Origin of the sequence: Streptomyces fildesensis (genome assembly GCF_016107395.1) — a bacterium.
GTDB lineage: Bacteria > Actinomycetota > Actinomycetes > Streptomycetales > Streptomycetaceae > Actinacidiphila > Actinacidiphila fildesensis.
The window spans coordinates 95,551-116,778 of sequence record NZ_JAAIKO010000021.1; the positions used below are offsets into that span (position 1 = coordinate 95,551).

17 protein-coding genes are annotated in these 21,228 nt (G+C 72.4%); 2 read left to right on the forward strand and 15 right to left on the reverse strand.

Going from position 1 to position 21,228, the window contains the following annotated elements:
- A complete protein-coding gene (locus tag C6N31_RS25085; protein ID WP_138353353.1) occupies nucleotides 1-741 on the forward strand; it encodes a nucleotidyltransferase domain-containing protein in 741 nt (246 codons plus the stop codon).
- Here C6N31_RS25085 and C6N31_RS25090 read toward each other — a convergent pair.
- The 11 genes from C6N31_RS25090 to pyrG form a co-directional block, all read right to left on the reverse strand.
- Nucleotides 706-1,725: an ADP-ribosylglycohydrolase family protein gene (locus C6N31_RS25090; RefSeq protein ID WP_138353354.1), complete on the reverse strand. Its 1,020-nt coding sequence runs from the start codon at nucleotides 1,723-1,725 to the stop codon at nucleotides 706-708. The genes C6N31_RS25085 and C6N31_RS25090 overlap by 36 nt on opposite strands.
- Nucleotides 1,722-2,504, reverse strand: a complete 783-nt coding sequence (locus C6N31_RS25095; protein WP_198358263.1) for a nucleotidyltransferase domain-containing protein — start codon at nucleotides 2,502-2,504, stop codon at nucleotides 1,722-1,724. Before C6N31_RS25095 ends, C6N31_RS25090 begins: the two co-directional genes overlap by 4 nt.
- Nucleotides 2,505-2,633: 129 nt before the next feature.
- Nucleotides 2,634-3,905: a pseudouridine synthase gene (locus tag C6N31_RS25100; protein ID WP_198358264.1), complete on the reverse strand. Its 1,272-nt coding sequence runs from the start codon at nucleotides 3,903-3,905 to the stop codon at nucleotides 2,634-2,636.
- Entirely contained in the window at nucleotides 3,905-4,567 is a 663-nt protein-coding gene (scpB, locus tag C6N31_RS25105) for an SMC-Scp complex subunit ScpB (protein ID WP_138353357.1), read from the reverse strand. Before scpB ends, C6N31_RS25100 begins: the two co-directional genes overlap by 1 nt.
- A complete protein-coding gene (locus C6N31_RS25110; RefSeq protein WP_198358265.1) occupies nucleotides 4,564-5,604 on the reverse strand; it encodes a segregation and condensation protein A in 1,041 nt (346 codons plus the stop codon). The genes scpB and C6N31_RS25110 overlap by 4 nt, the downstream gene beginning before the upstream one ends.
- Before the next feature lie 104 nt (nucleotides 5,605-5,708).
- On the reverse strand, nucleotides 5,709-6,248 hold the full coding sequence (locus tag C6N31_RS25115; protein WP_198358266.1) for a hypothetical protein: 540 nt from the start codon (nucleotides 6,246-6,248) through the stop codon (nucleotides 5,709-5,711).
- Nucleotides 6,245-7,318: a ParA family protein gene (locus C6N31_RS25120; protein WP_138353360.1), complete on the reverse strand. Its 1,074-nt coding sequence runs from the start codon at nucleotides 7,316-7,318 to the stop codon at nucleotides 6,245-6,247. The genes C6N31_RS25115 and C6N31_RS25120 overlap by 4 nt, the downstream gene beginning before the upstream one ends.
- Before the next feature lie 353 nt (nucleotides 7,319-7,671).
- Nucleotides 7,672-8,787 carry an alanine dehydrogenase gene (gene ald / locus C6N31_RS25125; protein WP_138353380.1) on the reverse strand — a complete coding sequence of 372 codons (1,116 nt, stop codon included), beginning with the start codon at nucleotides 8,785-8,787 and terminating at the stop codon, nucleotides 7,672-7,674.
- Nucleotides 8,788-9,018: 231 nt separating this feature from the next.
- Nucleotides 9,019-11,370, reverse strand: a complete 2,352-nt coding sequence (locus C6N31_RS25130; RefSeq protein ID WP_381587888.1) for a tetratricopeptide repeat protein — start codon at nucleotides 11,368-11,370, stop codon at nucleotides 9,019-9,021.
- Nucleotides 11,371-11,607: 237 nt separating this feature from the next.
- Complete coding sequence (locus C6N31_RS25135; RefSeq protein WP_203675201.1) at nucleotides 11,608-12,231, reverse strand: NUDIX domain-containing protein; 624 nt, start codon at nucleotides 12,229-12,231, stop codon at nucleotides 11,608-11,610.
- A gap of 122 nt (nucleotides 12,232-12,353) precedes the next feature.
- The gene (gene pyrG / locus C6N31_RS25140; protein ID WP_138353361.1) at nucleotides 12,354-14,006 is read right to left on the reverse strand and encodes a CTP synthase; all 1,653 of its coding nucleotides are present in this window, start codon (nucleotides 14,004-14,006) and stop codon (nucleotides 12,354-12,356) included.
- 409 nt (nucleotides 14,007-14,415) lie between these two features.
- Between pyrG and C6N31_RS25145 the strand changes: the two genes are divergently transcribed.
- A complete protein-coding gene (locus C6N31_RS25145; RefSeq protein WP_244809116.1) occupies nucleotides 14,416-16,221 on the forward strand; it encodes a glycoside hydrolase family 15 protein in 1,806 nt (601 codons plus the stop codon).
- 130 nt (nucleotides 16,222-16,351) lie between these two features.
- Here the strand turns inward: C6N31_RS25145 and C6N31_RS25150 are convergent, their stop codons facing one another.
- The 4 genes from C6N31_RS25150 to C6N31_RS25165 all read right to left on the reverse strand — a co-directional run bounded on the left by C6N31_RS25150 (nucleotide 16,352) and on the right by C6N31_RS25165 (nucleotide 21,225).
- Entirely contained in the window at nucleotides 16,352-17,488 is a 1,137-nt protein-coding gene (locus tag C6N31_RS25150; RefSeq protein WP_138353363.1) for a glycosyltransferase family 4 protein, read from the reverse strand.
- A 194-nt stretch (nucleotides 17,489-17,682) separates the two neighbouring features.
- A complete protein-coding gene (recN, locus tag C6N31_RS25155; protein ID WP_138353364.1) occupies nucleotides 17,683-19,425 on the reverse strand; it encodes a DNA repair protein RecN in 1,743 nt (580 codons plus the stop codon).
- Nucleotides 19,426-19,477: 52 nt separating this feature from the next.
- Nucleotides 19,478-20,374 (reverse strand): NAD kinase, encoded by an 897-nt coding sequence (locus C6N31_RS25160; RefSeq protein ID WP_138353383.1) that lies wholly within the window; start codon nucleotides 20,372-20,374, stop codon nucleotides 19,478-19,480.
- 44 nt (nucleotides 20,375-20,418) lie between these two features.
- Nucleotides 20,419-21,225 (reverse strand): TlyA family RNA methyltransferase, encoded by an 807-nt coding sequence (locus tag C6N31_RS25165; RefSeq protein WP_244809118.1) that lies wholly within the window; start codon nucleotides 21,223-21,225, stop codon nucleotides 20,419-20,421.
- Nucleotides 21,226-21,228: the final 3 nt, after the last annotated feature.

Below are 21,228 nucleotides of genomic sequence, written 5' to 3' on the forward strand. Positions count from 1 at the left end.
ATGCCCGGACACGAACTCGTACGCCGTCACACCGTCTACTCCTGTGTCATGGGCTCGCGCGCCTTCGGGCTGGCCACCGAGGACAGCGACACCGACCGCCGGGGCGTCTACGTGGCCCCCACCCCGCTCTTCTGGGGTTTCACCAAGCCCCCGACGCACGTGGACGGCCCGGCGGAGGAGCAGTTCTCGTGGGAGGTGGAGCGCTTCTGCGAGCTGGCGCTGCGCGCCAACCCCAACCTCCTCGAATGTCTGCACTCACCCCTCGTGGAGCGGCTGGACGACACCGGCCGCGAGCTGCTCGCGCTGCGCGACGCCTTCCTGTCCCGGCAGGTCGACGCCACCTTCCGCGGCTACGCGGCCCAGCAGCTGCACAAGATCGAGCGCGACATCCGCAACCACGGGGCACCGCGCTGGAAGCACGCCATGCATCTGCTGCGGCTGCTGATCAGCTGCCGTGACGTGCTGCGCAGCGGTGAGCTGCGGATCGACGTCGGCGAGCACCGGGACCGGCTGCTGGCCGTCAAGCGCGGCGAGGTCTCCTGGGACGAGGTGCGGGTCTGGATGGCGGAGCTGCACGAGGCGTCGGACGCGGCGGCGAGCCGCTCGCCGCTGCCGGCCGAACCCGACCGGGCCCGCGTCGAGGACTTCCTGGTCCGGGTGCGCCGCGCCTCGGCCGGCGCCCCGGACCCGTTCCCGGCTGCCGCCTCAGACGCCGTCCCACAGGGCACCGAACTCCAGTAGCTCCTCGCGGTACTCGATCCGCCCGGCCCAGTCGGCGGGCCAGGCGGCCGCGCCGAGGTGGGCGCCCGCGAAGGCGCCGGCGAGGCAGGCGATCGAGTCCGAGTCCCCCGAGGTGCAGGCCGCCCGCCGCAGCGCGGTGACCGGCTCGTCGGGGAAGAGCAGGAAGCACAGCAGCCCGGTGGCGAGCGCCTCCTCGGCGATCCAGCCGGCCCCGGTGGCCAGACAGGGGTCCGCCTCCGGGTCCGGGTCGCGCAGCGCCGCCTCCAGCCGGTCCAGCGCCGCCAGGCAGTCGTCCCAGCCGCGTTCGATGAAGCTCGTCGGCAGCGGGTCCTGCGCGTACGTCCACAGGTCGTCCAGCCAACGGTGGTGGTAGACGGAGCGGTTGGCGGTCGCGTAGCCGCGCAGCAGGCCGACCAGTTCGTCCGGCCGGGCGCCCTGCGCGAGCAGCAGCACCGCGTGCGCGGTGAGGTCGCTCGCCGCGAGCGCGGTGGGATGCCCGTGGGTCAGCGCCGACTGGAGCTGCGCGGCGCCCGCGCGGGTCTCCTCGTCGAGCCCCGGCACCAGCCCGATCGGCGCCACCCGCATATTGGCGCCGCACCCCTTGGAGCCGGTCTGGCTCGCGTCCTGCCAGACCCGTCCCTCGTGGCTGAGCCGCTCGCAGGCCACCATGCAGGTCCTGCCGGGCGCCCGGTTGTTCTCCGGGGACCGCCACCACTCGACGTACTCCTCGCGCACCGGCCGTGCCAGCCGCAGCGGTGCCAGCGGCCCGCGCTCCATCGCGGTGCGCAGACCGCGCCCGAGCGCGAGCGTCATCTGGGTGTCGTCGGTGACGATCGCGGGCCAGAGCAGCCCCATCTCCCGCCACGGGCCCATCTTCTTCAGGATCGAGGGCACATCGTTGAACTCGGTCGGGAACCCGAGCGCGTCACCGAGCGCCAGCCCGATCAGCGCGCCGGTCGCCGGGCGCCGCTCGTCGCCGCTCATGCCGCCACCCGCGTCCGGACCACGAGGTCGTGCAGGGCGTCGTGCGCGGTGCTCTCGTCCGGCAGCCGGGAGGCGGCCTGCGCCTCGTCCAGCGCGGCGTGCAGCGTCTCGACGTCCCGGGCGACGTGGGCGATGCCCATGCCCGTCGCCGGCCCGTGTTCGGCCACCGCCTTGGCCTCGATGAGCTCGCCGAGGTAGGCGGGGGCGGTGACCTGGCCCAGCAGCGTCGGCAGATGGGCCTCGACACCGCCGCCGCGCATCAGGTGGATACCGGTGAGCAGCGCGCGGAAGGTGTAGAGCAGCGGCTTGAGCTCGCCGTTCTTCTCGTACAGCCGCCACTGCGTCGCCGCGAACCCGCGGTAGTGATGGGCGTGGCCGCGGGTGATCACACCGGGCGCCAGGGCGGCCAGCTCGCCGTGCACGTCACTGGTGTGCACGACCAGTGGGGAGAGCAGCTGCTCCAGCACATAGCCGTTGCGGCGCAGCATCAGCCGGCAGAACTTCAGCAGGTCGTGCGTGACCAGATCCAGCTCCAGGCCCTCCCGGTCCCACATCCGGGTCTGGGTCTCCTCGCCCTCCCGCAGGCCGATGAGATCGGCCAGCGGCAGGAGGTGGACTCCGCGCAGATCGACGTCCGAGTCACGGGACGGGAATCCGTACAGGTGCGCGCCGGAGACGGTGGCGAGGAGCAGGGGCAGTCCCCGGCCGGTCAGCTCGGCGAGGACCGGGCGCAGATCGGGCAGTCCCGCGGCGCTGAGCGGGTCGGCGTGGATGGTCATGGTCACCATCCTCCCCGGACCGCGGGCCGACGGGCCAGTGGTTTCGGGGTCGGAACCCAACGGAAACGGCCGGTCGGAACGGCCCTGAGGACCGTTCCGGCCGGCCGGAACGCGTTCGCGCGGAACGACCTAGAGGTCGACCTCGCCCATCAGCATGCCGACCTCGGTGTTGGTGAGGCGGCGCAGCCAGCCGGACTTCTGGTCGCCGAGCGGGATCGGTCCGAAGCTGGTGCGCACCAGCCGGTCGACCGGGAAGCCGGCCTCGGAGAGCATCCGGCGCACGATGTGCTTGCGGCCCTCGTGCAGGGTCACCTCGACCAGGTAGTTCTTGCCGAGGTTCTCCACGACGCGGAAGTGGTCGGCGCGCGCCAGACCGTCCTCCAGCTCGATGCCGTCCTTGAGCTGCTTGCCGAGGTCACGCGGCAGCGGGCCCTGGATCGCGGCCAGGTAGGTCTTCTTGACGCCGTACCGCGGGTGGGTCAGGCGGTGGGCCAGCTCCCCGTGGTTGGTCAGGAGGATCAGGCCCTCCGTCTCGGTGTCCAGCCGGCCGACGTGGAAGAGCCGGGTCTCACGGTTGGTGACGTAGTCGCCCAGGCACTGGCGGCCGTCGGGGTCCTCCATGGTGGAGACGACGCCGGCCGGCTTGTTCAGCGCGAAGAACAGGTACGACTGGGTGGCGACCGTCAGGCCGTCCACCTTGATCTCGTCCTTCTCCGGGTCGACGCGCATGCCCTGCTCGACGACGATCTTGCCGTTGACCTCGACGCGGTGCTGGTGGATGAGGTCCTCGCACGCACGGCGCGATCCCATCCCGGCACGGGCGAGGATCTTCTGCAGCCGCTCGCCCTCCTGGTCGTTGCCGAAGGTCTTCGGAGTCTTGATCTCCGGGCGGTTCTCGTACCGGGAGCGGTTGCGCTCCTCGATCTTGGCCTCGAGCTCGCGCGACTTCGCGGGGATCGGCTTGCGGCCGAGGTTGCCGGTCGCGCGGTAGCGCGGCTTCTCGGGGGGCACGCCGCCGGGCCGGTTCGCGCCCGACTGTCCGGTGTTCCCGACGTCGTAGCGACGCTCCTCGGGACGGGGGTTCTGTGCGCGCCGCTCCTCGTCACGCTGCTGGCCGCTGCCCGAGGTGCGGGGCGTGCTGCCACCGCCACGGGGGTAGCCGCCGCCGCGGGAGCCCGGGCCGCCGGCGCCGCTGCCACCGCGGGAGCCCGCGCCACCGGCGCTGCTGCCACCGCGGGAGCCGCCACCGCCACCGGCGCTGCTGCCACCGCGGGAGCCGCCACCGCTGCCGGCGCCGCTGCCGCCGCGGGAGCCGCCGCTACCGGAGCCCCCGCCCGCGCCGCGGGGGTTGCCGCCCCGGGGGTTCCGGTTGCCGCCGCTGTTCCTGTCGCTGCTTCGCATCAAAGTTCCGTCGTCGATTGAGTCGTCGTATCTGCATCGTCCGGTGCATCCGGGTCGAACGACGGAACCCCTTCCAAGGAGTCCGCCTCGACGGCGTCCGCCTCCGGCAGGAAGGGGGCGAGCTCGGGTAGCTCGTCCAGGCCTCTGAGGCCCATCCGCTCCAGAAAGTAGTTCGTCGTCCTGTACAGGATCGCACCTGTTTCGGGTTCCGTCCCACCCTCCTCGACCAGACCGCGCTGCAGGAGGGTGCGCATCACACCGTCACAGTTGACTCCGCGGACCGCCGAAACCCGTGATCGGCTGACCGGCTGGCGGTACGCGACGACCGCCAGCGTCTCCAGCGCGGCCTGCGTGAGACGGGCCTGCTGGCCGTCCAGAACGAACTTCTCCACGGCCGGTGCGAAGGCCGGCCGGGTGTAGAACCGCCAGCCGCCGGCGACCAGCCGCAGGTCGAAGCCCCTGCCCTGGGCGGTGTAGTCCTCGGACAGCGAGCGCAGGGCGGCGGCGACCGCGCGCTTCGGACGCTGGAGCACCGTCGCCAGCTGCTCCACGGTGGCCGGCTCGTCCACGACCATCAGGACGGCCTCCAGCGCGGGCCGGAGGTCGAGGGCGGCCACCTCGGCGGAGAGCGGCCCGGCGGGCGCCGCTGCGTCTTCCGTCATTTTTCTTTGCCCTCCGGGTCGAATTCATCGGTGACGAGCCGCCGCGCGGTCTCCTGATCGCCGCCCGTCCAGCGCACGAGCAGCGCGCCGAGCGCCTCCTCCTGGTCCAGCGCGACCACTTTCTCCCGGTACAGCTCCAGGAGGGCCAGGAAACGCGCGACGACGGTGAGGGTGTCCGGGGCGTCCGCCGCGAGGTCGGCGAAGCTGGTCTCCCCCAGCTCGATCAGCCGGGCCACCACCAGCTCGCCCTGTTCCCTGACGCTGACCAGCGGCGCGTGGATGTGGTCGGTGTAGATCCGCGGCACCGGTTTGGGCTGCATCGCCTTGACGGCCAGCTTCGCGAACCGCTCGGGGCCGACGCTGAAGACGACCTCCGGCAGCAGGTCCGCGTGCTGCGGTTCGAGACCGACCGTGCGGGGGTGGTGCAGCGCCTCCGCCTCCAGCCGCTCGGCGAAGATCGCCGCGATCCGCTTGTAGGCGCGGTACTGCAGCAGACGGGCGAAGAGCAGGTCGCGCGCCTCCAGCAGCGCCAGGTCCGCCTCGTCCTCGACCTCGGCGGTCGGCAGCAGCCGGGCCGCCTTCAGATCGAGCAGGGTCGCGGCGACGACGAGGAACTCGGTGGCCTGGTCGAGGTCCCAGTCGACCCCCATCGCACGGATGTGCGCCATGAACTCGTTGGTGACCGTCGACAGCGCGACTTCTGTCACGTCCATCCGGTGCTTCGAGATCAGCTGCAACAGCAGGTCGAACGGCCCCTCGAAGTTCACCAGCCGCACGGTGAAGCGGCCGTCGGGTGCCGGTCCGGGGACGGCGTCGGCCGGGGTATCGGCGGAGGCGTCGGGCGGGTCCTGGACGGCAGGCGCCACGGGTACCGCCGGTTCGACGGGCTCCGGGTCCACGACAGGCGCCGGCTCCACGACAGGCGCCGGCTCCGCCGCGGGCGCCGTGACGGGAGCCGCTGCCGCGGCCGGGCGGCCCGGCCCCCGGCCGAGGGCTCGGCGGGGCGGCTGGGGGGCGTCGTCGTCGGTGATCGGCATCGCTGTCCATCGTGCGGGGTCGGCGGGGGCGGCCCCCCGGCAGGGAGCCTACTGAGCCGCCCCGTCCGACGTCGCCGTGGCCACGCCGACCACCGCCCGGTGGCTCAGCGGCCCCGCAGGCGGCGCACCAGGATGCTCGCGTCCCCGCGGGACTCCAGATCCGCCAGCACCACGGCGACCGCCTCGCGGACGATCCGGCCGCGGTCGATCGCCAGGCCGTGTTCACCGCGCAGCACGAGCCGCGCGTGTTCGAGATCCATCAGCTCCTCGGCGGAGACATAGACGGTGATCTTCTCGTCGTGCCGTTCACGGCCGCTGGGGCGCGGCCGCTGCTGTTTGCGGCGCGTCTGCTGCACCGGCACCGGGGCCGTGGGCGGCTGGCCCGCGGCCTGTGGACGGCGGCCCTGCGGGATCCCCTCGCGGCCGCTGTGCTCGGCCGGGGTCCCGTCCTGGCCGCCGCCGTCGGGCGCTGTGCCCGTCTGCGGCTCGTTCCCGTCCGCCGGGGCGTCGGGTACCGGCCGCAGCCGCCCGTCGGCCTGAGGGGCCTTCTGGGCGTCCGCGTTGGCGTGCTTACGGGGCTGCGAGGCCTGCAGCCCCATGCCCCCTGTGGTGCGGAACAGTTCGTCCGCACCCGGGAGACTCACTCGGCGTGACACCGGGCGAGCACCTCCCTGGCGAGCTGACGGTAGGCGGCGGCACCAACGGAGTTGGACGCGTACGTCGTGATCGGCTCGCCGGCGACGGTGGTCTCCGGGAAGCGCACCGTACGGCCGATGACCGTGTGGAACACGTGCTCGTCGAAGGCTTCGACCACGCGGGCGAGCACCTCACGGCTGTGCACCGTGCGGGAGTCGTACATCGTGGCGAGGATGCCGTCGAGTTCGAGTTCGGGGTTGAGCCGTTCCCGGACCTTCTCGATGGTCTCGGTCAGCAGAGCGACACCGCGCAGCGCGAAGAACTCGCACTCCAGCGGCACGATCACCGAGTGCGCCGCGGTGAGCGCGTTGACGGTCAGCAGGCCGAGCGAGGGCTGGCAGTCGATGACGATGTAGTCGTAGTCGGCCATCAGCGGCTTGAGGGCGCGCTGCAGTGTCGACTCGCGCGCCACCTCGCTGACCAGTTGGACCTCGGCCGCCGACAAGTCGATATTGCTCGGCAGCAGGTCCATACCGGGCACCGCGGTCTTCAGCAGCACCTCGTCCGCCGCCAACCCGCGTTCCATCAGCAGGTTGTAGACGGTGATGTCGAGTTCCATCGGGTTGACGCCGAGTCCGACCGAGAGCGCGCCCTGCGGATCGAAGTCGACGAGAAGTACCCGGCGGCCGTACTCGGCGAGCGCGGCGCCCAGGTTGATGGTCGAGGTCGTCTTGCCGACCCCGCCCTTCTGGTTGCACATCGCGACGATTTTCGCCGGGCCGTGGTCGGTGAGCGGATTGGGGATCGGGAAGTACGGAAGCGGGCGTCCCGTCGGACCGACCCGCTCGCGGCGCTGACGGGCAGCGTCCGGGGCGAGTGTGGCCGCGTATTCGGGATCCGGCTCGTACTCCGCGTCTGGGTCGTAGAACTGACCGTCCTGCAGATCGTCCTCGTATGGCGCCATGGCGTGTGTGGGGTGCGTCTCCGTGTTCTTGTCGGCCCGGCGTGCCTCGAAGGTGCGGACCGCGACGGAACCGACGGTCTCGAGCCTGTTGGGGCTCTCGACCTGAACGGTCATTCCTGGTTGACCACCCCCGGGAGCAAATGTCGACTCATTCACAAGTCGTCTTACCTCCTTGGTGACCAGGAAACTTCTCGATAGGTCAGCGCGACAGCATGCCGACGGTTGGCGACTCTATGGCGTGTCAGTGGTTCACAGCAACACAATCCGCCGGACACGGCACGATGTGTCGGTAACCGAACACCCCGCTGTCAAGGGCGTAACCGCGTCGTCGCCGATGTTTCAGCGCGGTACGAAACGGTGAAACTGGTACGTTCGACGCACTCGGCCGGGCCTTGGGTCTCCAAGGCCCGGCCGTTGTCGCCGTGTTGACGTGTAGACGTTTCGCGCGCCCGTCACACGCCCGCTGATCAGCCCAGCAGCGTGTGCAGGTCCGTGCTGTGCAGGTCGTGCGCCTCGGCGACCGGACCGTAAACGACCTGTCCCTCATGGGTGTTGAGGCCCAGCGCCAGCGCGGCGTCGCGGCGCAGCGCCTCACGCCAGCCGCGGTTGGCCAGTTCCACGATGTAGGGCAGCGTGGCGTTGGTCAGCGCGTAGGTCGAGGTGTTGGGCACCGCGCCCGGCATGTTGGCGACGCAGTAGAAGACCGAGTTGTGGACCTCGAAGGTCGGGTCGGCGTGCGTGGTCGGACGCGAGTCCTCGAAGCAGCCGCCCTGGTCGATCGCGATGTCGACAAGAACCGATCCCGGCTTCATGCGGGACACCAGCTCGTTGGTGACGAGCTTGGGCGCCTTCGCACCCGGGATCAGCACCGCGCCGATGACCAGGTCGGCCTCGAGGACGGCCTTCTCCAGCTCGAAGGCGTTGGAGGTGATGGTCTGGACGCGGGTGCCGAAGATCTTGTCGGCCTCGCGCAGCTTGTTGATGTCCTTGTCGAGCAGGGTCACGTGGAAGCCCATGCCGAGCGCGATCGTGGTCGCGTGCCAGCCGGAGACACCGGCGCCGATGACGACGGCCTTGCCGGCCTGGACGCCGGGGACGCCGCCGGGCAGCACGCCGCGGCCGCCGACCGAGCGCATCAGGTGGTACGCGCCGACCTGCGGGGCGAGCCGGCCGGCCACCTCGGACATCGGGGCGAGCAGCGGGAGGGCGCGGTTCGCGGTCTCCACCGTCTCGTACGCGATGGCGGTGGTGCCGGACTCGAGCAGTGCGTCCGTGCAGGCGCGGGACGCGGCCAGGTGCAGGTACGTGAAGAGCGTCTGGTCCTTGCGGAGGCGGTGGTACTCCTCGGCGATCGGCTCCTTGACCTTCAGCAGCAGATCGGCGGTGGCCCACACCTCGTCGGCGGTGCCGAGGATGTTCGCGCCGGCGCCGGTGTACTCGGCGTCGGGGATGGAGGAGCCGAGACCGGCGCCCTGCTCCACGTAGACCTCATGTCCGTGGCGCACGAGCTCATGCACGCCGGCGGGGGTGATGGCCACGCGGAACTCGTTGTTCTTGACCTCGCGGGGGATGCCGACCTTCACGTCGATCACGGTCCTTGCACTCATTGGAAGACAGGAATGGCTGCAGCTGTCCGTACATGGCGCGAGAAAGCGTCACACGTCGGACCTGACCGCGATGTGCGCGGCGGAGCCCAGTCTAGTGAAGGAAGACTCTCTGTCTAGCCTTACAAAGTGATTAGTTTGGCCGAGAACGATGACAGATTCGTAGGCCTGGGGCGCTGACGCCTTCAGGCCACCGTTTTTCGGGCCCGCTCAGCCAGGGACTTCACCCGGGCTGAGCAGGCGCTTCGCGGCCGCGCGCTGCAGACGTGCGCCGCCCGGGTCGCCGAGCCGGTCGAGGGTGTCGGCCATCCGCAGCAGGACGGCGCCTTCCAGCCGTTCGTCGCCGGCCTGCCGGGCCCAGTACAGGGCGTCACGACAGGTCCGCAGAGCGTCCTCGGGATGTCCCGCGTACTCCTGGACCCGAGCCGCCTCGCTCAGCGCGCGGGCCTGGGCCGGCAGGTCGCCGAGCCGCCGGTGGGCGCCCGCGGCGGCCCGCCACTCGCGCAGCGCGGGGCCGTAGCGGCCGGCGTAGGTGTGCAGTGCGCCGAGGCGGCCGTGCAGCCGGGCCGCGTGGCCGGTCTCGCCGCGGGCCAGCCGCAGCGCGAGCGCCCTGCCGTACCAGTCCGCGGCCCGCTGCGGGTCGTCGAGCTCCAGGTACGTGCCGCCGATGGCCTCCATCGCCCGGCCTTCGGCCTCCCCGTCGTCACCGGTCCGCGCCTCGCCGAGGGCCAGCCGGTAGCGGTCCAGCGCCTCCCGGGTCCTGCCTGCCTCCACATCGAGGTCGGCGAGGTTGATCAGCGCCGCCGCCTTCTCCCGGGGCAGCCCGCGGCGGGTCGCCACATCGAGCACCAAAGCGTGCAGCTGATAGCGCTCCCCCGCCGTCTCCCGGTCCGCCGGATCCACGCCCAGTGCCCGCACCAAGTTGGCGACCAACCGCCGTGCCAGAGTGTCGAGTTCCCCGTCGGCGACGGCCGCGTGAGCCGCGGCGAGCAGCGCGGGGAGGCGGGCCCGCAGCCATACGGCGGCGGCGGACCGCGACGCGAAGCGCATCGAGCGTGGCAGGCCCTCCAGCGACGCCCGGCCCGGGGAACCGTCGGGCTCCAGCGTGATGCGGCACGACTGCAGCAGCCGCACCGTCCGCTCCAGCATCCGGGCCCTGGCCAGCTGGACCTCGCCCGTCCGGTCCCGGGTCTCCAGCAGAGCGCGCAGCAGCGGTTCGAGACAGCCGGGCACCCGGTACTGCGGTGGCAGCGGCGGATCCACCGGATCCCCGTGCAGCAGCCCGTGCGCGGCGAGGTCGTCCAGCGTGCTCTGCGCCGCGGTCACCGAGCAGCCGGCCAGCGCCGAGGCGATGTGCGAGTCCACCAGTCCGGCCGGCGCGAGCGCCAGCAGCCGCAGCATCCGGGCGGCGGTGGGCGGCAGCGAGTCGTAGACCAGCCGGAAGGCGCGCACCAGCTGGGGCGGCGCGGTGGCGCGCGGTGACGCCTCCGGCGCGGTGGCGTGGGCGACGGATGCCGCCGCGGGAGCTGGCCCGGCCTCCGGTTTCGCGGTCACCTCCGCGCGCCCCTTCGGCCCGGACCCGGCCACCCGCTCGGAGCCCGCCTCGGTCCCGGTCCCGGGCGCACCGTCGGAGCCGGTCGCGGCAGCCGCTTCAGGCTCCGCCGGCGGCACGGCGCCGCGCCCGGCCTGGGGCCCGGTCTTCGCCGCGGTCTTCGCCGGAGGCGCCGGTTCATCCGGTACCGCGCGCAGCCGGCTGGTGGCGTCGGTCACCGACAGCCGCGGCTGGGCGGCGAGCCAGGCGGCGACCAGTCGCAGCGCGGTGGGGTGCCCGGCGCACTCCTGGACGAGGGTCTCGGCCGCCCGCGGGTCACAGGTGACCCGGGTCGGGCCGATCGCCTGCGACAGCAGATCGACGGAGGCGGCGGTGTCCAGCCCGCCGAGGGTGCACGGCCGGACGTCGGGGACACCGGGCAGCGGTCCCTCGGACGTCGCCACCACCAGACTGCCGGGCCCTTCCGGGAGCAGCGGCAGCAGCTGGTCCGCGTGCGAGACGTCGTCGAGCACCAGGACCGTGCGGCGGCCGGCCAGTGCCGCGCGCAGTGCCGCGTACACCTCACCGGGCTCCGCCTCCGGCAGCGGCGACCCGGCGCCGAGGGCCCGCAGCAGCGCCCGCGCGGCCTGTTCCGGAGGGGTGCGCTCGCCGCCGCTGCCGGTGAGCCGTACGAAGTGCTGCCCGTCGGCGTAGCGCGCGGCGACGTCCCGGGCGAGATGGACGGCGAGCGCGGTCCGCCCGGAGCCGGGCCGTCCCGCGATGAGCAGGACGCGGCTGCCGTCCGCCACCTTGCCGCCCAGCGTGGCCAGGCCCGGCCGGTCGATGTCGGCCCGCAGCCCGTCCAGTTCCCGGCGGCGCCCGACGAAGTGCGGCACGTCCCCGGGCAGGGCGCAGCCCGGCACCGACGGTGGGGGCGGGACCGGGTCCTTCGCCTCCGGCCCATGGCCGGGTGACGGCACGAAGTCCGCGTCGGCCACCGATTCACCGGCGTCCAGCACCTGATCCGCCACGGGCACTCTCCCGTTCTGCCTGCGCGCACGAGCCCGCCGCCGCTGCGAACGGGAACACCATCGAGCCTAGGCCCTGTCCGGGCGATCACGAACGGCCACCGCGCGGCCTCGCGCGGAGTCCGGGACGGTCGCCCGGACGGCCGGACCCGGTGCACGGGGACATGCCCGGCCCGGGGGCCCCGCGCAGCCGATCCGCACAATGATCACTCCATCGGATCAGCGGCGCGCCGACACCGCTTATGCCGTGAAGGGCCGGGCCGGCCAGGGCGCGTCGGCGGGCCGCAGCGCGTCCACCCCGTCGCCGGACAGCGTCGCGTGCAGCGCGAGGATCCCGGCCACCAGGCAGCTGTTGTGCAGATGCCCGGCCAGCACGTCGCGCACCAGCTCGGCCAGCGGCACCCGGGCGTACTCCATGTCGGCCTCCTCCCCGGTGACCTCGTACCGCTCGCCCTCCGCCTCGGCGATGTCGCGGGCCAGGAAGATCCGGACGGCTTCGTCGCTGCCGCCGGGAGAGGTGTAGAGATCGGTGAGCACCCGCCACTCCCCGGCCTTGACGTGCGCCTCTTCGTAGAGCTCGCGCTGCGCCGCGTGCAGCGGGTTCTCACCGGGCACGTCGAGGAGCCCGGCGGGCACCTCCCACAGCTTCTGCCGTACCGGGTGCCGGTACTGGCGCAGCACCAGGACCCGGCCGTCCTCGTCGAGGGCGACCACGGCCACCGAGCCCGGGTGGACCTGGTAGTCGCGCTTGGCGGTGCCGCCGTCCGGCATGACGACCGCGTCCGTGCGGACGCTCGTCTTCGCCCCGGCGAACGGCGTCGAGGTCGCGGTGACCTGCCACTCCTCGGCGATGTCCTGCAGCATGATGCCCTCCGTGAACCGGTGAGAACGTAACGGCCCGGTGCGAGCGCCGGGCCGGCAGACAGAACGGTGCTGGGGACGGATCACGAAGATCCGTCCCCAGCACCGTACCGATCAATCGATGATCAGCCCTGCTGGCGCTTGACCGCCGCCGCGACCAGACCCGCGAAGAGCGGGTGCGGGCGCGTCGGGCGGGACTTCAGCTCGGGGTGCGCCTGAGTGGCGACGAGGTACGGGTGCACCTCGCGCGGGTACTCGACGTACTCCACCAGCTTGTTGTCGGGCGAGGTCCCGGAGAAGACCAGTCCGGCCTTCTTCTCCAGCTCGGCCCGGTAGGAGTTGTTGACCTCGTAGCGGTGGCGGTGGCGCTCCTCGGCGTACGGCTCGCCGCCGTACACCTCGCGCACGATGGAGCCCTCGGTGAGCTTCGCCGGGTACAGGCCCAGCCGCATGGTGCCGCCCAGGTCGCCCTTGCCGTCGACGATGTCGAGCTGCTCGGCCATCGTCGAGATGACGGGGTGGCCGGTCGCCGGGTCGAACTCGGTGGAGTTCGCGTCCGGGATGCCGGCCAGCGAGCGGGCCGCCTCGATGACGACGCACTGCAGGCCCAGGCAGAGTCCCAGCAGCGGGATCTTGTTCTCGCGGGCGTAGGTGATCGCCGAGACCTTGCCCTCGACACCGCGGTCGCCGAAGCCACCGGGTACGCAGACCGCGTCGACGCCGGAGAGGTGCTTCTTGGCGCCGGCCGGGGTCCTGCACTCGTCCGAGGTGACCCACTTGATGGTGACCTTGGCGTTGTTGGCGAAACCGCCGGCGCGCAGCGCCTCGGTCACCGACAGATACGCGTCGGGCAGGTCGATGTACTTGCCGACGAGCGCGACCGTGACCTGGTGCGCGGGCTGGTGGACCCGCTTCAGCAGGTCGTCCCACTGGGTCCAGTCCACATCACGGAACGGCAGGTCCAGCTTGCGGACGACGTAAGCGTCCAGGCCCTCGGTGTGCAGCACCTTGGGGATGTCGTAGATCGACGGGGCGTCGATGGCGGCGACGACCGCGTCCTCGTCGACGTCGCACATCAGCGAGATCTTGCGCTTGATGGCGTCCGGCACCGGTCGGTCGGCGCGCAGCACGATCGCGTCGGGCTGGATGCCGATGCTGCGCAGCGCCGAGACGGAGTGCTGGGTCGGCTTGGTCTTGAGCTCACCGGAGGGGCCGATGTACGGCAGCAGCGAGATGTGGACCACGAAGACGTTGTCGCGGCCGACCTCGTGCCGGACCTGGCGCACCGACTCCAGGAAGGGCAGCGACTCGATGTCGCCGACGGTGCCGCCGACCTCGGTGATCACCACGTCCACGTCGTCGGTCGCCATCCGGCGGATCCGGGACTTGATCTCGTTGGTGATGTGCGGGATGACCTGGACGGTGTCGCCGAGGTACTCGCCGCGACGCTCCTTGGCGATGACCGTGGAGTAGATCTGGCCCGTGGTCACGTTCGCCGAGCCGTCGAGATTGACGTCCAGGAAACGCTCGTAGTGGCCGATGTCGAGGTCGGTCTCGGAACCGTCGTCAGTGACGAAGACCTCACCGTGCTGGAACGGGTTCATCGTGCCCGGGTCCACGTTGAGGTACGGGTCGAGCTTCTGCATGGTGACCCGGAGGCCGCGCGCCTTCAGCAGCGCACCGAGGCTGGAGGCCGTGAGCCCCTTCCCGAGGGAGGAGGCGACACCCCCGGTGACGAAGATGTGCTTGGTCGTCGTGGATTTGGGCGCAATTGCCAAGAGGGGGCTCCCGTGGTCGCGAGGTGAGGGTCGGGACGGCACGGAATCAGGGGGAGTGCCGTCGCGGCGGTTCAGTGGTTCGGCCCACCGGCCCACGGGCTACCAGGGTAACAGCGACCGTGGGCGGCTGTGTCCGGCGGCGACGTCACTAGCCCGCTTTTAGCAGCTCGCAAGGGGACTCATGGCATGCTCGGGCATGAGCGGAACAAGTGCACCCGACCGGCCCAGTGAAGACAACCGCCACGCGCGCACCTCCCTCCCCGACGACGTATCCTGCTCGGACACATCGCTGCGAGCCGGCCGGCACGGCATCAACCCCGCCCGCTCCCGGAACACGAGCTCGTCGAAAATCCCCAGACCGCAAGACCGGCCCTCCGAGGCCGGCGCCGTCATTCGACTGGAGATGCAGGTGGCCGGGCGCATCGAGGATTACGCACTCATCGGCGATATGCAGACCGCTGCACTGGTCTGCCGGGACGGCACGGTCGACTGGCTGTGCCTGCCCCGGTTCGACTCCCCCGCGGTCTTCGCCGGCCTGCTCGGAACCGAGCAGCACGGATTCTGGAGGCTGGGCCCGGCCCACGCCGCCGGAACCGGTCCGCCCGCGGCGACGCGACGGCGTTACCGGGGCGATTCCCTCGTGCTGGAATCCGAATGGGACACCCCGCGCGGCACGGTCCGGGTGATCGACTTCATGCCGCCCCGTGACGGCGCCCCGCAGGTGATCCGGATCGTGGAGGGCGTCAGCGGGCGGGTGCCGATGCGCTCCGCCCTGCGGATGCGCTTCTCCTACGGCCAGATCGTGCCGTGGGTGCACAAGGTCGGCGACCGCACGGTCGCGGTGGCCGGGCCGGACTCCGTCTGGCTGGACACCGAGGTCGACACGTACGGCAAGGACCTGACGACGTACGCGGACTTCACCGTCTCGCCGGGTGAGCGGGTGGCCTTCACCATCAGCTGGGAGCCCTCGCACCGCCCGCCGCCGTCGCTGCCGGAGCCGGAGGCCTCGCTGGAGTCCACCGAGCAGTTCTGGCAGGACTGGGTCGACCAGTGCACGTACCACGGCCCCTACCGGGACGCCGTGGTCCGCTCGCTGATCACCCTCAAGGGCCTCACGTACGGGCCCACCGGCGGCATCGTCGCCGCTCCGACGACCTCGCTGCCCGAGGACATCGGCGGGGTCCGCAACTGGGACTACCGGTTCACCTGGCTGCGCGACGCGGCGATCACGCTGTCCTCGCTGCTGCGCACCGGCTACCGGGACGAGGCGCGGGCCTGGCGCGAGTGGCTGCTGCGCGCGGTGGCCGGCGACCCGGAGAACCTGCAGATCATGTACGGCATCGCCGGCGAGCGTGAGCTCGGCGAGAACGAGCTGCACTGGCTGCCCGGTTACGAGGGCTCCACCCCGGTCCGGATCGGCAACGGCGCCGCCCACCAACTGCAGCTGGACGTCTACGGCGAGGTCACCGAGGCCCTGCACCTGGCCCATATGACCGGGCTGGCCCGCAACGACTACGCGAGCCTGCTGCAGCTCAAGCTGATCCGCTATCTCGAATCGCACTGGAACGAGCCGGACGAGGGCATCTGGGAAGTGCGCGGCCCGCGCCGCCACTTCGTGCACTCCAAGGTGATGACCTGGGTCGCGGTGGACCGCACCGTCAAGCTCATCGAGTCGGGCGAGGCGGACGGCCCGCTGGAGCGCTGGCGCGAACTGCGCGACGACATCCACCGGGACGTCTGCGAGAAGGGTTACGACAAGGAGCGCAACACCTTCACGCAGTCCTACGGCTCCCAGGAGCTGGACGCCTCGCTGCTGCTCATCCCGCAGATGGGCTTCCTGCCGCCGGACGACAAGCGCGTCATCGGCACCATCGAGGCGATCCAGCGCGAGCTGAGCACCGAGGACGGCTTCATCCTGCGCTACCCGACCAACAGCGGCGAGGACAACCTCGACGGGCTGCCGGGTGACGAAGGGGCCTTCCTGGCCTGCTCGTTCTGGATGGCCGACGACCTGGCGATGATCGGCCGGGTGGACGAGGCCCGCCAGCTGTTCGAGAAGCTGCTGGCGCTCCGCAACGACCTTGGGCTGCTCGCCGAGGAGTGGGACCCCCGGCTCAAGCGCCAGGTCGGCAACTTCCCGCAGGCGTTCAGCCATGTGCCGCTCATCGACACGGCGCTGCGGCTGAGTGCCTGCGGAGCGTACGGCGGCGGCTGAGCCCGTACGTGTGGGGGCGGGGCCACACGGCCCCGCCCCCACCGCTCAGGCGTTCGCGGCTCTGGGGTTCAGCGCTGCGGGGGTCCGCGGCTCTGGGGTTCAGCGCTGCGGGGGTCCGCGGCTCAGGGGTTCAGCGCTGCGCCAACTCGTCGTAGATGCTCAGCACCTGGGCGACCGTGTCGTCCTCGGTCGGCCAGGTGGCGGCCTGGGCCCGCCCGGCCGCGGCGAGCGCGAGCCGGCGCTCCGGTTCGTCGAGCAGCCGGGCCACCATCCGGGCCAGCGCGCCCGGATCGCCGTACGGCACCAGCTCCGCCGCGTCACCGACGAGTTCGGGGATCCCGCCGACCGCGGTGGCGACCAGCGGCACCCCCGCGTGCAGGGCCTCCTGGGCGATCAGGGCGCGCGCCTCCCACCGGCTCGGCAGCACCACCACATCGGCGGCGGCCAGCAGTTCCGTGACATCGGCCCGGCGGCCGATCAGCCGGACGGGCAGCCGTTCGGTGTCGATCCGCTGCTCCAGCGCGGCCCGCCGGGAGCCCTCTCCCGCCACGATGACCAGGGGCCGGGGGTCGTGGTCCGCCAGCATGCGGCAGGCGTCCAGCAGGAGGTCGTAGCCCTTGTGCGGCTCCAGCCGGCCGACGGCCAGCACCAGGGGCCGGTCCACTGCCCCGAACTCGGCCCGTGTCTTCTGCCGCATCCGCTCGGCGTCGCCATGCGGCTCCGGGGCCGCGACCCTGGGCACCGGCACCGCGACCGGCGCCAGCCGCGCGTCCCGGGCGCCCAGTGTCCTGGCCCGGTCCACCAGGTCGGAAGAGGCCCCGAGCACCACGGCCGCGGCCCGCACCACCCGGCGCTCCAGCCAGCGCAGCAGCCGGGCTCTGGCGCCCTCGACGAGGACCGCGCTGTGCCATGTCACCACCAGCGGGGTGGAACGGCCGCTGAGCGCCAGCGACGACAGCAACCCGGCGCGCAGGCCGTGCGCGTGCACCACGTCGGCGTCCGTGCAGGCCACCCGGAGTTCCGTGATGACCGTCGCGTCGGACCTGGCCGCCCGGTGGGCGATCTCCACCGGCTCGAACCGGGCGCCGGTGGCGGTGAGGGCGTAATCGTTTTCGGCGGCGGCCGGGCCGCACACCGTGACCCGCACTCCGCGGGCGACGAGGCCGCCCGCGAGCGAGCTGACGTGCGCACCTGCGGGACCGCCCGCCCCGCCCAGCACGAGGACGGCGTGCAGCTGTCCTCGCGGGGGGATCGGAGTGCTGCTCACCCGGGTACAGCTCCTGACTCGGCGTCGGACGACGGCTGTTGCGCCGTACCCCAAGGATGCCAGGCCCCCACGGCATGCCGTGGGCACCGACCGCCTCCCGGCCCGGGTACGGGCGCCGTGGATCACTCGAACGAGTGCGCTTACGCGCCGTGCCGGGCGTGGCCCCGGCCGGGCTCGACCGGGACCGGCCGGGCTCAGCTGGTGGCGCGGGCCGCGGCCAGCAACTCCTCGGCGTGGGCCCGGCCGAGTTCGGAGTCCTCGAGCCCGGCGAGCATACGGGAGAGCTCCCGCACCCGGTCCTCTCCTTCGAGAACGGTGACACCGCTGCGGGTCACCGAACCGTCGTTCGTCTTCTCCACGAGCAGCTGCCGGTCGGCGAACGCCGCCACCTGCGGGAGGTGGGTGACCACGACGACCTGCGCGGTCCGCGCGAGGCGCGCCAGCCGGCGGCCCACCTCGACCGCGGCCTTGCCGCCGACACCGGCGTCGACCTCGTCGAAGAGATACGTCGGCACGGGATCCGATCCGGCGAAGACGACCTCGACGGCGAGCATCACGCGCGACAGCTCACCACCGGACGCGCCCTTGGCGATCGGCCGGGCCGGGGCGCCGGGGTGCGGGGCGAGCTGGAGCTCGACCTCGTCGGCGCCGGTCGCGCCGAAGGCGACGAGCTGGCCGCCGACCTGGATCCCCTCGGGATCGGCGGTCTGCCGGATGGCCACCCCGACGCGGGCGTGCGGCATCGCCAGTTCGGCGAGTTCCGCGGTGACCGCGGCGGCGAAACGGTCCGCCGCCTCGGTACGGGCGTCGCTCAGCGCCTGCGCGAGGTCCCCGAGCTCGGCCCGCAGCGCGTCCCGTTCCCCGGTCAGCTCCGCGATCCGCTCGTCGTCGCCCTCCAGCTCACCGAGCCGGGCGGCGCTCTGCTCGGCCCAGGCCAGCACCCCATCGATGTCCGAGCCGTACTTGCGGGTCAGATGGGAGAGCACCGCCCGCCGCTCCTCCACCGCGGCGAGCCGCAGCGGATCGGCGTCCAGGTCGTCCGAGTAGCCGGCGAGCTCCTGGGCGACGTCGCCGACGAGGATGCCGATCTCACCGATGCGTTCGGCGAGCGCCGCGAGCGCCGGGTCATGGGCGCGGACGGCCTCCAGCGCGCGCTGGGCCCCGGAGACGAGGGTGTTGGCGTCATTGCCCTCCGGGTCCTCGGGATTGCCCGCGAGCGCGGCGTGCGCGACCGCCGCGGCGGAGGCCAGCGCCTCGGCGTGGCCGAGCCGTTCGGCCTCCGCGGCCAGTTCGGTGTCCTCGCCGGGCAGCGGCTCGGCGTCGGCGACCTCGCCGATCCCGAACCGGATCAGATCCGCCTCCTGGGACCGCTCACGGGCCCGGGTGGTCAGCTCGTCGAGCTCGCCCGCCACCTCCCGCAGCCGCCGGTACGCCGCCCCGTACTTCGCCAGCGGTACGGCCACGGCGTCGCCCGCGTACCGGTCCAGCGCCTGGCGCTGCCGGGCGGGGCGCAGCAGGCCCTGCTGGTCGGTCTGGCCGTGCACGGCCACCAGGTCGTCGGCGAGCTCGCCGAGCAGCCCGACCGGCACGGAACGCCCGCCGACATGGGCCCGCGACCGCCCCTCGGCCGAGACGGTACGGCTGATCAGCAGCGCGCCGTCGTCGAGTTCCGCCCCCGCCTCCTCGGCGCGGACGGCGGCCGGCGAGTCCCGGCCGAGCGTGATCCGCCCCTCGACCACCGCCGCCTTCGCACCGATCCGCACCAAAGCGGGATCGGCCCGGCCGCCCAACAGCAGGCCGAGGCTCGTGACGACCATGGTCTTGCCCGCACCGGTCTCGCCGGTCACCGCGGTGAAACCGGGTGAAAACTCCACCACGGCATCCTCGATGACACCCAGCGACCGGATCCGCATCTCCTCCAACACGGATACGACCATACGAGGTTTGCGGCCCGGCGCGCGACGGGCATCGGCCACCGGCACTCCCGGGTTACTGCGGCGCGCCCCGCCAGCCCGCGACGGGCAGGGCGAACTTCGCCACCAGACGGTCCGTGAAGGAGGCGTGGTGCAGCCGGGCGAGGCGTACCGGCACCGCGCCCCGCCGTACCTCCACACGGGCCCCGGCGGGCAGCTCGACGGTGCGCCGGCCGTCGCACCACAGCACGCCGTGCGGTGTCTTGGGCTGCACCTCGACGGCGAGCACCGAGCGCGGCGAGGTCACCAGCGGCCGCGCGAACAGCGCGTGCGCGCTGATGGGCACCATCAGCAGGGCCTCGACCTCGGGCCAGACCACCGGGCCGCCGGCCGAGAAGGCGTAGGCCGTCGAACCGGTCGGGGTCGCGCAGACCACGCCGTCGCCGCCGAATCGTGACACCGGACGGCCGTCGACCTCGGTCACGACCTCCAGCATCCGCTCGCGCGCCTGCTTCTCCACCGACGCCTCGTTGAGCGCCCAGTCGGTGTGCACCACATGTCCGTCGTTGCGGACGAGGACGTCGAGCGTCATCCGCTCCTCGACCTCGTACTGCTTGGTGACCACCCGGTCCACGACCTTGTCCAGGTCGTCCCGCTCCGCCTCGGCGAGGAACCCGACCCGCCCCAGGTTGACCCCCAGCATCGGTACGCCGGAAGCGCGCGCGAACTCCGCGCCGCGCAGCAGCGTCCCGTCACCGCCGAGGACGATGATCAGTTCGCAGCCCTCGACGGCCCCGGGGCCGCCCTCCGTCACCAGCTCCACCTCGGCGGGCAGCGGCAGTTCCGCGGCCAGGTCCGCGGCCTCGTCCGTCAGGACCCGCACCCCGATCCCGCAGCGCAGCAGGCCGAGCACGACCCGTTCCGCGCTGCGGATCGCGGCCGGGCGGCCGGTGTGCGTGAGCAGGAAGATCATGCGGCCCTTCGGCCCGGCACAGTCCTGCGTTTCGGTGTTCGTCGTCAACGGGGCCCCTCCGCCACAGCACGGTCGACATCCGCCGGGTCCAGATCGGGCGCACCGGCGCGCAGCCACAGAAAGTACTCCACATTGCCGGAAGGTCCCGGCAGCGGACTGGCGGTGACGCCCATGACACCCAGTCCGAGCGCCGCGCCCTGCCCGGCGACCGTCCGCACGGTCTCGGCGCGCAGCTGCGTACTGCGCACGACACCACCGGTGCCCAGCCGTTCCTTGCCGACCTCGAACTGCGGCTTCACCATCAGCACGAGATCCGCGTCGGGCGCGGCGCACCGCACGAGCGCGGGCAGCACCAGGCCGAGCGGGATGAACGACAGGTCGCCGACGATGATGTCCGCGGGCTCGCCGTCGATGTGCTCCAGCGTCAGCTCGCGCACGTTGGTGCGGTCCTTGATGACGACCCGGTCGTCGCTCTGCAGCGACCAGGCCAGCTGGCCGTAGCCGACGTCGACGGCGACGACGGTCGCGGCGCCGTTGCGCAGCAGCACATCGGTGAAGCCCCCGGTGGAGGCCCCCGCGTCCAGCGCGCGCCGCCCCTCGACCTTCAGACCGAGCGGGGTGAACGCGGCCAGCGCGCCGGCGAGCTTGTGGCCGCCGCGCGACACGTAGTCGGGTTCGTTGTCGTCCTTGGCCACCACCACGGCCGCGCTGGTCTCCACCTGCGTGGCGGCCTTGGTCGCGGTGGCGCCGCCGATGGTGACCCGCCCCGCGGCGATCAGCTGGCTGGCGTGCTCGCGCGAGCGCGCCAGATTTCGGCGCACCAGCTCGGCGTCGAGTCGGCGTCGTGCCACGTA

Bases quoted from the DNA above. Each gene is read 5' to 3' on its own strand.
- C6N31_RS25120 (WP_138353360.1), bottom strand. From the start codon at position 7,318: ATGACCGTTCAGGTCGAGAGCCCCAACAGGCTCGAGACCGTCGGTTCC.
- recN (WP_138353364.1), bottom strand. From the start codon at position 19,425: ATGGTCGTATCCGTGTTGGAGGAGATGCGGATCCGGTCGCTGGGTGTC.
- C6N31_RS25095 (WP_198358263.1), bottom strand. From the start codon at position 2,504: ATGACCATCCACGCCGACCCGCTCAGCGCCGCGGGACTGCCCGATCTG.
- C6N31_RS25160 (WP_138353383.1), bottom strand. From the start codon at position 20,374: ATGATCTTCCTGCTCACGCACACCGGCCGCCCGGCCGCGATCCGCAGC.
- scpB (WP_138353357.1), bottom strand. From the start codon at position 4,567: ATGACGGAAGACGCAGCGGCGCCCGCCGGGCCGCTCTCCGCCGAGGTG.
- C6N31_RS25110 (WP_198358265.1), bottom strand. From the start codon at position 5,604: ATGCCGATCACCGACGACGACGCCCCCCAGCCGCCCCGCCGAGCCCTC.
- C6N31_RS25135 (WP_203675201.1), bottom strand. From the start codon at position 12,231: ATGCTGCAGGACATCGCCGAGGAGTGGCAGGTCACCGCGACCTCGACG.
- C6N31_RS25090 (WP_138353354.1), bottom strand. From the start codon at position 1,725: ATGAGCGGCGACGAGCGGCGCCCGGCGACCGGCGCGCTGATCGGGCTG.
- C6N31_RS25085 (WP_138353353.1), top strand. From the start codon at position 1: ATGCCCGGACACGAACTCGTACGCCGTCACACCGTCTACTCCTGTGTC.
- C6N31_RS25100 (WP_198358264.1), bottom strand. From the start codon at position 3,905: ATGCGAAGCAGCGACAGGAACAGCGGCGGCAACCGGAACCCCCGGGGC.